This window comes from Neisseria oralis, from assembly GCF_045062685.1.
GTDB classification, from domain to species: Bacteria; Pseudomonadota; Gammaproteobacteria; order Burkholderiales; family Neisseriaceae; genus Neisseria; species Neisseria oralis.
The window spans coordinates 229,987-243,909 of the sequence record NZ_JBJGEB010000001.1 but is presented as its reverse complement, the minus strand read 5'-3'; the positions used below and the strand labels follow the sequence as shown (position 1 = coordinate 243,909).

The 13,923-nt window shown below is 51.3% G+C and carries 17 protein-coding genes and 1 other RNA gene; 1 reads left to right on the top strand and 17 read right to left on the bottom strand.

The annotated features are described in order from the left end of the window. Positions 1 to 250 precede the first annotated feature (250 nt). Positions 251 to 1,459 (top strand): cell division protein FtsZ, encoded by a 1,209-nt coding sequence (gene ftsZ / locus ACI43T_RS01255; RefSeq protein ID WP_009174313.1) that lies wholly within the window; start codon positions 251 to 253, stop codon positions 1,457 to 1,459. Between the two features lie 136 nt (positions 1,460 to 1,595). Here ftsZ and murU read toward each other — a convergent pair whose 3' ends face one another. From murU to ACI43T_RS01170, 17 genes are all read right to left on the bottom strand, one after another. Continuing rightward, positions 1,596 to 2,294: an N-acetylmuramate alpha-1-phosphate uridylyltransferase MurU gene (murU, locus tag ACI43T_RS01250; RefSeq protein ID WP_377080588.1), complete on the bottom strand. Its 699-nt coding sequence runs from the start codon at positions 2,292 to 2,294 to the stop codon at positions 1,596 to 1,598. Positions 2,295 to 2,594: 300 nt separating this feature from the next. Then, positions 2,595 to 3,095 carry a 4-hydroxyphenylacetate 3-monooxygenase, reductase component gene (gene hpaC / locus ACI43T_RS01245; RefSeq protein ID WP_308022287.1) on the bottom strand — a complete coding sequence of 167 codons (501 nt, stop codon included), beginning with the start codon at positions 3,093 to 3,095 and terminating at the stop codon, positions 2,595 to 2,597. 17 nt (positions 3,096 to 3,112) lie between these two features. Next, positions 3,113 to 3,550, bottom strand: a complete 438-nt coding sequence (gene hpaR / locus ACI43T_RS01240; RefSeq protein WP_009174310.1) for a homoprotocatechuate degradation operon regulator HpaR — start codon at positions 3,548 to 3,550, stop codon at positions 3,113 to 3,115. A gap of 313 nt (positions 3,551 to 3,863) precedes the next feature. Next, entirely contained in the window at positions 3,864 to 4,373 is a 510-nt protein-coding gene (locus ACI43T_RS01235) for a protein disulfide oxidoreductase (RefSeq protein ID WP_405385308.1), read from the bottom strand. 68 nt (positions 4,374 to 4,441) lie between these two features. Next, positions 4,442 to 4,690: a GlsB/YeaQ/YmgE family stress response membrane protein gene (locus ACI43T_RS01230; RefSeq protein WP_009174308.1), complete on the bottom strand. Its 249-nt coding sequence runs from the start codon at positions 4,688 to 4,690 to the stop codon at positions 4,442 to 4,444. Positions 4,691 to 4,948: 258 nt separating this feature from the next. Further along, entirely contained in the window at positions 4,949 to 5,341 is a 393-nt protein-coding gene (rpsI, locus tag ACI43T_RS01225) for a 30S ribosomal protein S9 (RefSeq protein WP_009174307.1), read from the bottom strand. Between the two features lie 9 nt (positions 5,342 to 5,350). Beyond that, the gene (rplM, locus tag ACI43T_RS01220; RefSeq protein WP_009174306.1) at positions 5,351 to 5,782 is read right to left on the bottom strand and encodes a 50S ribosomal protein L13; all 432 of its coding nucleotides are present in this window, start codon (positions 5,780 to 5,782) and stop codon (positions 5,351 to 5,353) included. 188 nt (positions 5,783 to 5,970) lie between these two features. Next, a non-coding RNA gene (gene ssrS / locus ACI43T_RS01215) (6S RNA) lies at positions 5,971 to 6,150 on the bottom strand. An 11-nt stretch (positions 6,151 to 6,161) separates the two neighbouring features. Further along, a complete protein-coding gene (locus ACI43T_RS01210; RefSeq protein WP_009174305.1) occupies positions 6,162 to 6,458 on the bottom strand; it encodes a cell division protein ZapA in 297 nt (98 codons plus the stop codon). Between the two features lie 9 nt (positions 6,459 to 6,467). After that, positions 6,468 to 6,794 (bottom strand): hypothetical protein, encoded by a 327-nt coding sequence (locus ACI43T_RS01205; protein ID WP_314107339.1) that lies wholly within the window; start codon positions 6,792 to 6,794, stop codon positions 6,468 to 6,470. A 138-nt stretch (positions 6,795 to 6,932) separates the two neighbouring features. Then, positions 6,933 to 7,922, bottom strand: coding sequence for an NAD(P)H-dependent glycerol-3-phosphate dehydrogenase (locus ACI43T_RS01200; protein WP_377080577.1), 990 nt, complete (start codon positions 7,920 to 7,922; stop codon positions 6,933 to 6,935). A 125-nt stretch (positions 7,923 to 8,047) separates the two neighbouring features. After that, entirely contained in the window at positions 8,048 to 8,743 is a 696-nt protein-coding gene (locus ACI43T_RS01195; protein WP_377080574.1) for a M48 family metallopeptidase, read from the bottom strand. A gap of 33 nt (positions 8,744 to 8,776) precedes the next feature. After that, positions 8,777 to 9,511: a lysophospholipid acyltransferase family protein gene (locus ACI43T_RS01190; protein ID WP_377080571.1), complete on the bottom strand. Its 735-nt coding sequence runs from the start codon at positions 9,509 to 9,511 to the stop codon at positions 8,777 to 8,779. A 433-nt stretch (positions 9,512 to 9,944) separates the two neighbouring features. Continuing rightward, positions 9,945 to 10,523 carry a D-glycero-beta-D-manno-heptose 1,7-bisphosphate 7-phosphatase gene (gene gmhB / locus ACI43T_RS01185; protein WP_377080568.1) on the bottom strand — a complete coding sequence of 193 codons (579 nt, stop codon included), beginning with the start codon at positions 10,521 to 10,523 and terminating at the stop codon, positions 9,945 to 9,947. Between the two features lie 92 nt (positions 10,524 to 10,615). Then, complete coding sequence (locus tag ACI43T_RS01180) at positions 10,616 to 11,683, bottom strand: glycosyltransferase family 4 protein (RefSeq protein ID WP_405385306.1); 1,068 nt, start codon at positions 11,681 to 11,683, stop codon at positions 10,616 to 10,618. Positions 11,684 to 11,710: 27 nt separating this feature from the next. Continuing rightward, a complete protein-coding gene (locus tag ACI43T_RS01175) occupies positions 11,711 to 12,157 on the bottom strand; it encodes a DUF7832 domain-containing protein (RefSeq protein WP_308024738.1) in 447 nt (148 codons plus the stop codon). A 141-nt stretch (positions 12,158 to 12,298) separates the two neighbouring features. Then, entirely contained in the window at positions 12,299 to 13,540 is a 1,242-nt protein-coding gene (locus tag ACI43T_RS01170; RefSeq protein ID WP_405385305.1) for an aromatic amino acid transporter, read from the bottom strand. Positions 13,541 to 13,923: the final 383 nt, after the last annotated feature.

Genomic DNA, 13,923 nt, shown 5'->3' with positions numbered 1-13,923 from the left:
ATATTTGGAGATGCTTTAATTCTATCCGAATAAAAAACAGAATAACTAGAAATGAAAATAATGCAGTTAATTTGGGTGGAATAGACGAGGTGGTTAGAATTGTATGTTTTTTGTTAAAAATATGAGATTTGAAAAATGCTATAAGGGTAAAAACGAGAAGAATTTTGCCAGTAGCTTAAGACTTCTTATATAATATAAAAATTAGTTATTTTTGAGCCGTCCTCAATGCAGGGCGCAGAGGAGTATTTGAATGGAATTGGTTTACGATGTAGTCGAATCGGCTGCAAGCCCTGCAATTATCAAGGTAATTGGTTTGGGTGGTGGTGGTTGTAATGCCATCAACAATATGATTGAAAACACCATCCAAGGTGTGGAATTTATCAGTGCAAATACAGATGCCCAGTCTCTGGGTAAAAACAATGCGGCAAAACGTATTCAATTAGGTACAAACTTGACCCGTGGTTTGGGTGCGGGCGCGAATCCTGAAATTGGTCGGGCCGCTGCGCAAGAAGACCGTGAAGCGATCGAAGATGCGATTCACGGTGCAAATATGTTGTTCATTACTACCGGTATGGGTGGCGGTACCGGTACAGGCGCGGCTCCAGTCGTAGCGGAAATTGCCAAGGAAATGGGTATTCTAACCGTAGCGGTTGTGACCCGTCCGTTTGGTTATGAAGGCAAGCGTGTTCATATCGCCCAAGTGGGTTTAGAGCAGTTAAAAAGTCAAGTTGATTCTTTGATTATCATCCCTAATGACAAGTTGATGACTGCATTGGGTGAAGACGTGACTATGCGTGAAGCGTTCCGTGCAGCAGACAATGTATTGCGTGATGCAGTTGCAGGTATTTCCGAAGTGGTTACCCGTCCAGGATTTATCAACTTGGACTTCGCCGACGTGAAAAATGTTATGGGCATTAAAGGCATTGCCATGATGGGATCAGGTTATTCGCAAGGAATTGACCGTGCGCGTTTAGCTACCGAACATGCTATTTCCAGCCCACTGCTTGATAATGTTACTTTGGACGGTGCCCGCGGCGTATTGGTAAACATCACTACTGCGCCTGACTGCCTGAAAATGTCGGAATACCGTGAAATTATGAAAGTCGTAAATGAAAACGCGCATCCTGAGGCAGAGTGCAAATATGGTACCGCTGAAGATGACAGTATGAGCGAAGATGCCATCCGAGTTACCATTATCGCAACCGGTTTGAAGGAAAGTAATGATACGAACCAATTCCGTGCCGCAGCGCGTACTCAGCAATTGGTAGGCGGAGCAGATAATGTAACAAGTCAGCCGCATCAACATCATCAACAAGCCGGTATGGACGGTTTGGTTCGTTCAGGTCGCAATGCACGGAACATGAATTTAACTGCTGCTGATTTCGGTAATCAATCAGTATTGGATGATTTTGAAATCCCTGCCATTTTGCGTCGTCAGCATTCAGCATCTGATAAATAATGTGAATGTGAAAAGATCTGTTCTTTATGAACAGGTCTTTTGGTAATAAGGCTTAAGGCCGTCTGAAAATATGGTTCAGACGGCCTCATTTCTGCTATTCAATACTTTTGAGTTGATGGTGGATAGGTATCTATTATTACCAATTTTCGGCCAGCTTGTTTGCAGTTTCAAGCCGTTCAACTGTTCCTACATCCAACCATAACCCATTATGCTTTTCCCCTATTACCGAATTATTATTCATTGCAATACGCAGCAATGGAGTCAGTTTGGCAATTTGATGAGCGGGCGTATTTTTAAATAAGGTCGGTTGATATATGCCCATGCCGCTGAAAGTCAATGTTTCTCCTCTGGCTTTGTTGTCCGGATAGATGCGGCCGTCGGAATCCAAAACGAAATCACCATTAGGATTATGTGGCGGATTCGGCACTAGCCATAGGTAGGCAGATTTTTTTTGCTGTATTAACGTATCCGAAATTTGAAAGGCCGTCTGAAAATCAATATCAGTCAATATATCACCGTTCACAACTAAAAACGGTTCATTTCCTAGTAACGGCAGAGCGGTAGCAATTCCACCTGCTGTTTCTAAGCCGCCGTTTCGTTCGGGAGAATACGAAATCTTGACTCCATATTGATAGCCGTTTCCCAATGCTTCTTCAATTTTTTCTCCCAGCCAAGCATGGTTAATCACAATTTCTGTGATTCCGGCTTGTTTCAGACGGCGTAAATGCCAGCCGATTAATGGTTCTTTCCCTACTTGTAATAAAGGTTTAGGACAATTATCGGTAAGCGGGCGCATACGTTCCCCGCGTCCGGCAGCTAAAATCATTGCTTTCATGATGCAGTTTCATTTTGATAAACGGATTGGATTGTATAGTTGATATTACAGTTGGGGCAAGCAATTGGAGGAAATTAATCCAAACGCAATAAATAGTAGTTTACCTTATTTGATATACAAATAGATTATCAATGATTATTGATTCGATAAACATAATTTGGAATTATTGAATGGCAACAAAAAGGTTGCTTAGTTGGCAAAGGTTTGTCTTGGAGGATGGATATTGGAATGCCTCTTTCATTTTTAGACGTTTGTCGTTATTGAAAAAAAGGTCGTCTGAAAATTTCAGGATAACCTACTTTAATCTAATGATCTGAACGATCTACGGAAATAAAGTAAAGCGGGAGAGCGGGTGTTTAATGTTTTGATTTCGTTGATTTGCGCGAAAAAGACAAAGTGTGTCCCCATTTCCTTCTGGGCAATAATACTTCCGTGTAGCTGGGCTAGCGCCCCTTCTACTTCTAATTGACCATTCTGACCTCGGTTCCATATGTGGTATGTGAAACGTTCTTCAGGGGAGAGGTTGGTCATTCCGGCAAAATGTTCTGCGATATCTTGCTGTTTGTGAGATAGTGTGTTTATGCATAAGTCTCGGTTTGCCAGTAATACAGGAATAATACCTGCCTCTCGGTTGATGCACAGCATCATGGTAGGCGGTTCGTCTGTAACTGAGGTAACGGCAGTCATGGTAATGCCGTAGCGTCCAGCAGCCCCATCTGTGGTGATGACATGAACGCCTGAGGCACAAGATGCCATCGCATCTCGAAAAGACTGCTTGAAGGTGTGTGTAGGGAGTGTCATTCGGTATGGTTTTGTTTTTATTTCAGTGATTTTTCGATCATTGCTAATTCGGTTAGTAGTTCTTTTAGTTTCTCCAATTTTTCTTTTGAAAATACATTTTCAATCGCGTCATAGCGTTCGTCAACTTTTTCACCAATACTTTGGTAAAGTTTCTCACCTTCTTGAGTCAGTTTTAGAAATACACGGCGCTGGTCATTTGACGGTTTTAGGCGCACGGCCATTCCGGCTTTTTCCAAACGGGTTAAAATACCTGTCAGGCTAGGACGTAGAATACAGGCTTTATTGGCTAAGTCTTGGAAATCAAGCGTACCATTTTCGGCCAATAAACGGATAATTCGCCATTGTTGATCTGTAATATTGGCTTGATTCAAAATAGGGCGAAATTGTGTCATTAAAGCTTCTCGTGCCTGAATAAGCCCGATGTTTATGGACGCGTGTTTGGATTGGGTAGGCATTATTTTAGTCTCCATGATTACCAAAAATCAGACGATGATGAAGCGTTGTGGCAAGGTTTATATTGAAATGATTGGCTTAAGACAACCGTTTTTAGGGATGCTGGCAAATTTATTTTAATAATAATATTAATCTATTGCCTTGTTTAATAATCTTAGTCTATTTTTTTGAAAAGCTCAACGAAATCATATGGTCTTAAAGACAAATTCACTTGTTTGCTTGGTAAACAAAGCTGGTATTTCAGGGAGTTTGTATGAATAAGGTAATTTAGTTATGCTTGAAGGAGTGGAGAACGAACGGTATTCCTCCGATGAGTTAGCCTAAAAGATTTTTCAGCCAGATTTTGCCGCGTAAGCCCCAATAACTGCTAATGCCTGTTGTGCTGGATATCATTTGTCCATCTTTGATGAATATGATGGTGGGAGTAGCAGATATTTGCCATTGGTTCGCAATGAGGCCGTCTGAATCGTTTACGGTTTGAAAGTGCATTCCGTAGTTTTGCATGTAGGTAGTGATTTCTCGATCCGAGCCTGATTTTAGGGCGATGCTGATTACAGGGATACCGTCTTGATGTAATGCCTCGACAGAGGGAGATGTATATTTGCATATTCCGCACCAACTACCCCAGAAATAGAGGAGGCTTATGCGGTTTCGGCTAAAATTGTTTAAGGTAACAGGTTGGTTGGATAGCGTAATTAATGTTTGAGAAGGGGATATAGGCGGTTGGGCTGGTTGGCGATACCAATCCATTAAGGTAGATAGGAGGCAAAAAACAATAAGTGCCTGAACGATTGATTTTAGGTACTGAAGGGTTTGTTTATACATAATAATTATTTAAAATGCAGAAAAGCAGGCTCCGCAATACGCGAACCTGCTAGGATAGAAAATAACGACTATCGTTTTTTAATTAAATGAGTATAAATAGCAAGGATAATGACCGCGCATATTGTAGAAGCAATCCATCCCGCTGTTTCACCAACTTGATACCAACCGGCATTTTGACCGATAAACCCAGCTAGGGTGGCACCTGCGATGCCTAAGATGGTAGTCATAATAAAGCCTAAATTATCATTTCCGGGGTGGAAAAATTTGGCTAAAACCCCGACGATAAATCCGACTAAAATGGTACTCAGCCAGCCCATAAATTTCCTTTCATATCATCTATTGGATTTAATTTGAGTGATATCTAAATATTATTTGGTACGTATTCGATTGTTACCAATTCATTCCCTACGGTTTACCATACAATTAGGAAATATACCGAGATTCGGTTGGTGCGTCTTTTATTATTGCGTGATTTTTCATATGTTTGGTTCTGTTGGTGAATTTAATAACGGTGTCGGTATGACGTGATAAAATAAAAACCCTGCGAGAAGCAGGGTTTTGAAATAGAAACGGGATTAACGTTTTGAGAATTGTTTTGCGCGGCGAGCTTTGCGCAGACCTGGTTTTTTACGTTCAACTTCGCGGGCATCGCGGGTAACAAAACCAGCTTGAGACAGAGCCGGTTTTAAAGCAGCATCAAAATCAATCAATGCGCGGGTAATGCCGTGGCGGATAGCACCGGATTGACCTGTTTCGCCGCCACCGACTACGTTTACTTTGATGTCGAAGGATTCGGCATTTTCAGTCAGAACCAAAGGCTGGCGAACAACCATGCGACTGGTTTCGCGTGAGAAAAATTCGTCAACGGGGCGGCCGTTTACGATAATCTGGCCGCTACCTTTTTGCAGGAATACGCGAGCTACTGAACTTTTGCGGCGTCCTGTGCCGTAGTAATATTTACCGTTCATGTCTCGTCCTTATTTCAATTCTAGAGTTTTAGGCTGTTGTGCGGCATGCGCGTGTTCTGCGCCTGCGTACACTTTCAGTTTTTTAATCATGGCGTAACCCAGCGGGCCTTTCGGCAGCATGCCTTTAACGGCTTGCTCCAGTGCGCGGCCAGGGAATTGTTCTTGCATTTCGCGGAAGGTACGCTCGTAAATGCCGCCGGGGAAACCGGAATGGCGGTAGTATTTTTTGTCCTCGAATTTGGCACCGGTTACGCGCAGTTTGTCGGCATTGATGACGATAATGTAATCACCGGTATCAACGTGCGGGGTGTATTCGGGTTTGTGTTTGCCGCGCAGGCGGTGTGCGACTTCGGCGGCAACTCGGCCCAAGACTTTGTCTTCGGCATCGATTACAAACCATTCGCGCTTCACCTCGTGCGGTTTCGCTGAAAAGGTTTTCATAGTGGAAATCCAGATAGATATAGAAAGTTATGAATTCTAAAGGTGGGATTGGGTTTTGTCAATCGTGTTGAGGCCGTCTGAAAATTATGTATGGCCTTAGCCGGAAAGGTGTTTGCGGATTAGTAGCGGATGATACCGGCAAAACGGAAGCGGCAGCGTATTTTTGCTGCCGCTTTTTTGCCGTTATGGGATTCCCCGCAGATGCCGTTTCGGCTGAATCCGCTTGAACCTTGCTGACAAGGTGGTTACCTCGGGCAGTTTCGGGTGCTTCTCAAGAGAGACGCTCGCGCCCACTGCTACTCCCGGCAACCTTAAGCGAACTTATTGGTTCAAAGGAATGTATGCCTTTGCGGACACCGCAGGGAAAAAGGGAAATGCTCTATCCGAGACGTGATAATGCTTTGTCGCAAGCATTAGTCATGTCAGTTATTTTACGCTCAAACTCGCCGATTGCCAAACCGTCTTTCATGCTCATTTTCAGTAGGTCGTGGACGACGTTGAGTGCGGCCATAATGGCAATTTTGTCGGTACCGACGATGCGGCCGTTCTGACGGATGGTTTCGATTTTTTTGTTCAGCATATCAACGGCTTGGAGTAGGGTGTCTTTTTCTTCCGCCGGGGTGTTGATGTTGAAGTTGACATTCATGATGTCAAGGCTGACTTGTTCGAGGCTCATGTTGTGTCCTTATTGCGGTTGTTCTTCTTTGGGCAGGCGTGCCAGCAGACGGCGGATTTGTGCGGCGCTTTGGGCTAATGCGCTGCGGTATTGGTCTTTTTCGATGTTGAGCCGGTCGATTTTGCCTTGCAGGTCTTCTTTCAGTTTGCCGACTTGTACCAATAAGGCCTCGCTCAGTTCGTCTACGGCGTTTTCGTGGGCGGCTTTTTGTTTTTCCTGTTCGAGTTTGAGGCGGGTGATTTCTTCGTTGAGGCGGCTGTTTTCGCCTATCAGTGTTTCAAACTTCTGGGCGAGCTGGTAAACGCTGATTTCCAGTTTGTCGAGTGAGTGATTCATGATTCATGATTCTGAAAGGTTCGAGTTGGTTGTAAGCATAGTGAGATGTTGACCCGCTGTCAATGAAAGGCCGTCTGAAAGCTGCTGTGCGGCGTTTTCAGACGGCCTGACGGTTTGGGGCGGGTTTTTTGTGTTGTTTTATTCGAAACGCGCGTTGCGTTCCATCAGTCTTTCGACCACTTGCTGCGGGGTCATTTCTTTACGGATGAGTTGGAGCAGGGTTTGGGTGATGGGCATGTCGATTTGGTATTTGGCGGCGGTGTTGAACACTTCTTCGATGGTGCTGACACCTTCGGAGACGTGGCCGATTTCCATTAATACTTGGTGCAGTTCTTTGCCTTCGGCCAAACCCAGGCCGACGCGGCGGTTGCGCGAGAGTGCGCCAGTGCAGGTCAATATCAGGTCGCCGATGCCTGCAAGCCCCATCAGGGTTTTGGGTTGGGCACCCATGGCGACGGCCAGGCGGGTGATTTCTGCCAAGCCGCGGGTAACGAGGGCTGCGCGGGCGTTGAGGCCGTATTCGAGGCCGTCTGAAAGGCCGGTGGCGATGGCCATGATGTTTTTCACTGCGCCGCCGACTGCTACGCCGACGGCGTCGTCGCTGCCGTACAGCCGCATCACGCCGGTGTTGAGCTGCGGGATCAGTTCTTCAATCCATTCTTTGTTTTCGGAGGCGAGGACGACGGCACAGGGAAGTTGTTGCGCCAGCTCTTGTGCGAAGCTGGGGCCTGAGAGTACGCCGATTTTTTTGTTGGCGGGCAATACGTCTTTGACGACCTGGAAGGTCAGCAGGCCGGTGTCTTGTTCGAAACCTTTGCAGGCGGCCAGTACGGGCAGATGGGCGGCGTCATGTTGTTTGAGCAGGGCGGCGCTGTCGCGCAGGCCGGCTACGGATGTGGCGATGATGGCGAGCTCGGAACCTTTCAACGCTTCGCCTAAGTCGGTATGGACGTACAGTGTGTCGGGGAAAGTGAAACCGGGCAGCCCTTTTTTGTTTTCGCGGTCGGCCTGGAGTTCTTTCATATATGCTGTGTTGCGCGACCACAGGGCGACTTCGTTGCCGTGTTGGGAGAAATGGAGGGCGAGGGCGGTGCCCCACGAGCCTGCGCCGAGGACGGTGATTTTCATGGTTTTCTTCCGGTTAAAAACTGGCGTTAACTTTAAAACAATCGTGCTTCAGGTGCAAGGGGTAGGGCGGCGTTGCGGTATATGCGGCGGGTGGGATTCGGGTTTTCAGACGGCCTGTTTCAGGTTCAGCCGAGGAAAAACAATTCGCGGCCGTGGGCTTTCAGCCATGTTTTGGCGGCTTGGGTATGCGGGGTGAGGCGGTTGACGGTTGCCCAAAACTGCGGGCTGTGGTCGGGGTGGGGCAGGTGGCAGAGTTCGTGGATGCAGATGTAGTCTGCGACATAATCGGGCGCGCCGATGAGCCGCCAGTTGAGGCGGATGCCGGTGGTGTGGCGGCAGACGCCCCAGAAGGTTTTGGCGTTGGAGAGGGCGGTCGCGGCGGGAATGAGGGCGGTGGCGCGGGCGTGGTGTTCGAGGCGCGGCAGCAGGTATTCGCGGGCGCGTTCGTGCAGGAAGCGGCGCAGGTGGGTCAGTTGGGCGGAGGGTTCTTTTTCGGGCAGCAGGATTTCAGACGGCCTGATTTGGATGTGGCTGCCGCTGTGGACGGACAGGGTCGTCTGAACGCCTTGATACCAAATCCATTCGGGAAGGGTGTCGGCGGATACGGCGGCGGTCGGGGCTTGGGCGAGGGTGCGGCGCAAGAGCGGTTCGTTGTCGGTCAGCCATTGGGCGAGAAAGCGATGGCTGACAAACGGGGGAACGTTGATGCTGACGGTGTCGCGGGATACGGGGCGCAGGATGAGGTTTTTCTTGGCGCTGCGTTGGAGCCGGATTCGGATGGACTGGCCGTCTGAAAGGGTGTGTGCGTAGTGTCGGGACATGGATTGGGTTGGTGTCGGGGCGAATCTGCGTTTTCAGACGACCTTTGCGACGGCAAACGGTCCTTTTCCTTCGATAAGGGGTTGTTGCGTTTCAATCCGTTTCTCGCATTCTGCCATCAATTCGGCTTCCGTACCGCTGTTGTGTGGGATAACGGGGTTGATGACGACGGTGATGGTGCCGGGGTGTTTGAGGAAGGCGTTTTTCGGCCAAAATTCGCCGCTGTTGAGGGAGACGGGGACGATGTCCATTTCAAACATTTTCGCCATGCGCGCGCCGCCGAGTTTGTAGCGGCCTTTTTCGCCGGGCGGCAGGCGTGTGCCTTCGGGGAAGATGGTGATCCAGTAGCCTTCGTTTTTGCGCGCCATGCCTTGTTCCATCAGTTGTTTGCTGGCTTCGCGGCTGTTGCTGCGGTCTATGCCTATGGTTTTGACGAGTTTCAGTCCCCAGCCGAAGAAGGGGATTTTGAACAATTCGCGTTTGGCGACGTAAACCTGCGGCGGGAAGATTTCTTGCAGGGCGAGGGTTTCCCAGCCGCTTTGGTGTTTGGCGCAGATGATGGAGGGGCGGTCGGGGATGTTTTCGGCACCGATGAGGCGGTATTTGAGTCCGATGATGTGTTTGAGCGACCAGTTGAGGATGCGTACCCAAATTTGCGCCATTTTGTGCGCGCCGCCTTGGAAGGGCAGGGCGAGGAGCATGAAGGGGAAAAGTAAAATCAGGCTGGTGCTGAGGATGAACCAGTAGGTCAGGTTACGGATGAGGAGCATGTTTCTACCTGTCGGATGGGTCGTCTGAAAACGGGATGGGACAAAATATATAGTAACCTTCAAATCAGGAACACTCATTTCGTCATTCCCGCGCAGGCGGGAATCCAGACTGTCAGTATTCAGAAATATGCAAAGGTTACTGTAATCTCAAATCTCCGGATTTTCGCCGCAGCCTGCCCCCGCGTAGGCGGGGGCAGGAATGACGGCTGTTTAGGTTTCTTTTTTGCGAAGGCCGTCTGAAAATTTGGCCGCGGACAAGGTTTCAGACGGTCTCTATAACTAAACTGCAACGGCAATCTTGTTCTTTCCTCCGTCCAGTGGGGGGGAGGTTAGGCTGGGGGCGGATACGCGGCATAAAGGCCGTAGGGCCATCCTTTCCCCGACCCTTTCCCGCCGGACGGACGGGAGAGGGGCCGATTGCTGAATACGGCTGTTACGGGTTTGCCTGCCCGTCTGCACGGTCTTGTGCGGCTTCGTGCATGATGTACTGTGAGAAGGCGAGCAGGTTGTCGAAGATTTGGGTGTTTTCGGGCAGCTCGTTTTCGTGTTCGGACAAGGTTTTCTTGCCTTTGCCGGTCAGTACCAGTGCGGGTTTGCCGCCGGCGGCGTCGACGGCTTGCAGGTCGCGCAGGCTGTCGCCGACCAGCCAGGTTTCGGCGGGGTCGGCTTTGAAGCGTTCGAGGATGTCGCAAATCATGCCGGGCTTGGGTTTGCGGCAGTCGCAGTTGTCGGCGGCAGTGTGCGGGCAGAACCAGATGCCGTCGATGGCGCCGCCCGCCTGTACGGCGAGGCGGTGCATTTTGGCGTGCATTTCGGTCAGGTCTTGGACGGTGAAGTATTTGCGGCCGATGCCGGATTGGTTGGTGGCGACGGCGACGGTGTAACCTGCCTGGGTGAGGAAGGCGATGGCGTCCATGCTGCCTTCTATGGGTATCCATTCGTCGGCGGATTTGACGAAGTCGTCGCGGTCTTGGTTGATGACGCCGTCGCGGTCGAGGATGATGAGTTTCATGGGTGTTCCTGATGGTGGTTTTCAGACGGCCTTTGTGCCTGTTTGGGTACGGATGCCGTCTGCAAACGGATTTTTCGGGCGTTCTGTATTTTTCAGACGGCCTCCAACATGGTGACGGTTTGGTTGATGTGGTGCTCCAAGGTCGGATTATAAGTCAAAGCCTGCATCGGGTCGGTGATTTTGTGGCGGCCCTGCTGTTTGAGTGCGGCCGCTTGGGCGACGGCCTGGGCCAGTGTTTCGGGGCGGCTGCGCGAGAAGAAAAAGCCTGCTTCATCGTTCATGACTTCGGTACAGGCCATGTTGTCGGAGAGGACGACGCGTGTGCCGCACAAGACGGATTCGACGCCGACCAGTCCGAAAGGTTCGTACAGGGACGCCATGACGGTGAAATCGGCGGCGCGGTAGAGTTCGGGCATGTTTGTGCAGAAACCCAGCCCGACGACGTTTTTCATGGGGCGCGGCAGCGGCGAACCGGCGACGGCGAGTTTGACGGGCAGGTCGGTGTGTTCGAAAAAGTCCGCCAGCAAATCGAGTCCTTTGCGCTTGTGGCCGGTCGAGGGGAACAGGAACACGGTTTCGTCGTCCCGAAAGCCGTATTTCGCGCGGACGGCGGCGGTTTCATCGGGGGCGGGATAGAAGCGGGCGGTGTCGGCGGGCGGATGGATGACGCGGATTTTTTCGGGCGGCACGCCGTAGAGTCCGGTCAGTTCGCGCTGCATCAGGTGCGAATGTGCCATGATGGATTTGGCCGTCACGTAGTTGCTGCGGTTGCGGCGGATGGTGAGGCGGTCGAGCAGGCCGGGCCGTTCGCCCATGTTGTGCAGATAGCCTAGGTGTGTACCGCCGCAGACGAATATGTCGGCATGGTCGCTGGGGTTGCAGGCGATGAGCGGGACATTTCGGCCGCGCCGCGCATGTGCAAGCTGGCGGGTGAAAAAGTAGGGGCGCAGCTTTTTGGGGATAATCTGCTGGTTGATGCGGTGTATTTCCACTTGGTTGTATTCGGGAACGGCGGGATCGGTCTGGGCGGCGTAAACGGCAATCTCTGCGCCGCGCGCGCGCAGGCCGCGCACAAGGTCGAAGGTATAGCTTTCCATGCCGCCGCCGCGACGGAAACAGTTGATGGCGATGTCGGTTTTGCTTTTCTGCGTAATCTGCATAATCGGTATCGGTTCTTTCAGACGGCCTTACATGACCAGGCTGCTTTTCCATTTTTCAAAGGCCGTCTGAAAAACGGGGGCGAGTTTGGCGTAGGTTTCGGGGGAGTCTTCGACGTAGTAGAAGCCGCCGAGCGACGGGGTGTCGAGGGTGCGGACGTAGTCTTCCATAAAGGCGCCGTAGCCTTCTTCCTCGTCATCGTAGTAATAGGAGGTAAAACTCTGGCCGAAGGGGTTGAAGTCGTCGGGCGTGAGCGCGCCGTCCATGTGTTTGAGCAGGAATTGCGCGCCGCTGAACCGGCCTTCGAGCATGGCGGCGAAGTCTGCCGCGGTTTCGGGGGCGGCCTGCCAGACGGGGTTGGCCAGCCCTGCCTGCGCCGCCCATTGCCAGTACATGCCGATGTGGGTGGCGGCGTTTTCGGGCGGGAGGTTTTCGGGATAGTCTTCCTCGGTGTGGAAACGGATGTGGTCGTACATGGACGGATGGCGGATGGTTCGCAATGGGGTTATTGTAACGGAAAAATGCGCGAGGCCGTCTGAAAACTGTTTATTCGATTTTCAGACGGCCTTTGCCGGCAAGCCGGTTTGACGCTTTGCGCGGATGTTTCAGACGGTCTCTCAGCCTTTGAACACGGGGACGAGTTCGAGCTGGCTCAATACCTGCGCGGCGATGTTGACGACGCCGAAGAGGAAAACCCAAACCATCAGCCCGAATCCGCCGTAAACCTTATAGTTTTTGCCTGCGCCGAATTTTTTGCGCGAACGGTAGAGCAGCATGGCGGGGATGATGCCGGTCCAAATGGTTGCCGCCAGACCGACGTAGCCGATGGCGGTAACGAAGCCGGTGGGGAACAGCAGGCAGGAAATCAGGGGCGGCAGGAAGGTGAGGGCGGCGGTTTTGGTGCGGCCGGACACGCTGTCGTTCCATTTGAAGATGTCGGCGATGTAGTCAAACAGGCCGAGCGTTACGCCGAGGAAGGAAGTGGCAATCGCCATGTAGGAGAAGAGGGTCAACACTTTGTCCATGCTGCCGGTTTGGGCGAATTTGGACAGGGTTTCGATGAGGACGGAGACTTGCCCTTCGGCGGCGATGACGGGGGCGAACTCGCTGCGCGGCAAGTTGCCTTGGATGGCGATTTGCCACAGGACGTAAATCACCAGCGCGACCAGCGTGCCCGCCCAGAGGGATTTGGCCACTCTGGGCGCGTCGCCTTTAAAGTATTTGAGCAGGCTGGAAACGTTGCCGTGGAAGCCGAAGGAAGCGAGGCAGACGGGCAGGGCGGTGGCGGCGTAAATCCAGTAGCTCGTGCCTGCGGGGGCTTGGGTGTCGAAGAGGACGGGCAGTTTGGCATCGGCAATCAGCCCGCCGGTCGCCCAGATGAAGGTCAGCACCATGCCGCCGATGAGGACGCTGGTGAAGCGGTCGACCAGCCGTGCCGACGCCCACACGCAAAACGCGAGGATACCGAAGAAAACGAGTTGCCCGACGGTGAGCGAAACGTCGCTTCCCACCGCGCTGCCCAGGCCTTTGGCGGTCAAGTCGCCGCCGACGAAGATGTAGGCGTAGGTGAGCAGATATAAAACGAAGGCGACGGCAACGCCGTTGATGACGTTCCAAATCGGTCCGAGCAGGTCTTTGACCATGGTGTCGAAGCTGGCGCCGTGCGGATAGTGGGTGTTGACTTCGAGTATCATCAGGCCGCTGGAGAGCATGGAAAACCAAGTGTAAAGCAACACAATCAGCGAACCGGCAAACCAGACGCCGGAGGTGGCGGTCGGGTTGGCGAGCATACCCGCACCGATGACCGTACCGGCAATAATCATGGCGCCGCCGAAGAGCGACGGGGTTTTGGCAGACATTATTTATCTCCCTCCTACAAAAACGTGTCCGCCATTATGCCGTAAAGCGTAAGGATTAGTAAGGAGGCCGTCTGAAAAAATGATTTCAGATGGCCTCTTACCGTGTTATGGCTTCTTTACAGGCAGCCTTGGCGCACGGGGCTAATTTTTCTCTAATTTTGGCTACCTACAATGCCGGTTTTTCTAAAAAACGGGGCGGCCGATAACCAATAAAACGCCCCGAATCTACGGGTTTATTCCTTTCTCACTCAACCGTCCGGCTTGCGCGGAGCGCCTTGCCGCCGCACGCGGGTTCCGGCTTTTCCATCCGGCGGCACGACGCCGTTTTTAAACCGCAATGCAGGTGTGCCGCCGGACATTCAGGCAGGCGGCAACTCCGAAAC

What these genes read in the sequence shown, in the direction of transcription:
- ftsZ (WP_009174313.1), top strand. Translation starts at nt 251, where the DNA reads ATGGAATTGGTTTACGATGTAGTCGAATCGGCTGCAAGCCCTGCAATT.
- murU (WP_377080588.1), bottom strand. Translation starts at nt 2,294, where the DNA reads ATGAAAGCAATGATTTTAGCTGCCGGACGCGGGGAACGTATGCGCCCG.
- hpaC (WP_308022287.1), bottom strand. Translation starts at nt 3,095, where the DNA reads ATGACACTCCCTACACACACCTTCAAGCAGTCTTTTCGAGATGCGATG.
- hpaR (WP_009174310.1), bottom strand. Translation starts at nt 3,550, where the DNA reads ATGCCTACCCAATCCAAACACGCGTCCATAAACATCGGGCTTATTCAG.
- ACI43T_RS01235 (WP_405385308.1), bottom strand. Translation starts at nt 4,373, where the DNA reads ATGTATAAACAAACCCTTCAGTACCTAAAATCAATCGTTCAGGCACTT.
- ACI43T_RS01230 (WP_009174308.1), bottom strand. Translation starts at nt 4,690, where the DNA reads ATGGGCTGGCTGAGTACCATTTTAGTCGGATTTATCGTCGGGGTTTTA.
- rpsI (WP_009174307.1), bottom strand. Translation starts at nt 5,341, where the DNA reads ATGAACGGTAAATATTACTACGGCACAGGACGCCGCAAAAGTTCAGTA.
- rplM (WP_009174306.1), bottom strand. Translation starts at nt 5,782, where the DNA reads ATGAAAACCTTTTCAGCGAAACCGCACGAGGTGAAGCGCGAATGGTTT.
- ACI43T_RS01210 (WP_009174305.1), bottom strand. Translation starts at nt 6,458, where the DNA reads ATGAGCCTCGAACAAGTCAGCCTTGACATCATGAATGTCAACTTCAAC.
- ACI43T_RS01205 (WP_314107339.1), bottom strand. Translation starts at nt 6,794, where the DNA reads ATGAATCACTCACTCGACAAACTGGAAATCAGCGTTTACCAGCTCGCC.
- ACI43T_RS01200 (WP_377080577.1), bottom strand. Translation starts at nt 7,922, where the DNA reads ATGAAAATCACCGTCCTCGGCGCAGGCTCGTGGGGCACCGCCCTCGCC.
- ACI43T_RS01195 (WP_377080574.1), bottom strand. Translation starts at nt 8,743, where the DNA reads ATGTCCCGACACTACGCACACACCCTTTCAGACGGCCAGTCCATCCGA.
- ACI43T_RS01190 (WP_377080571.1), bottom strand. Translation starts at nt 9,511, where the DNA reads ATGCTCCTCATCCGTAACCTGACCTACTGGTTCATCCTCAGCACCAGC.
- gmhB (WP_377080568.1), bottom strand. Translation starts at nt 10,523, where the DNA reads ATGAAACTCATCATCCTCGACCGCGACGGCGTCATCAACCAAGACCGC.
- ACI43T_RS01180 (WP_405385306.1), bottom strand. Translation starts at nt 11,683, where the DNA reads ATGCAGATTACGCAGAAAAGCAAAACCGACATCGCCATCAACTGTTTC.
- ACI43T_RS01175 (WP_308024738.1), bottom strand. Translation starts at nt 12,157, where the DNA reads ATGTACGACCACATCCGTTTCCACACCGAGGAAGACTATCCCGAAAAC.
- ACI43T_RS01170 (WP_405385305.1), bottom strand. Translation starts at nt 13,540, where the DNA reads ATGTCTGCCAAAACCCCGTCGCTCTTCGGCGGCGCCATGATTATTGCC.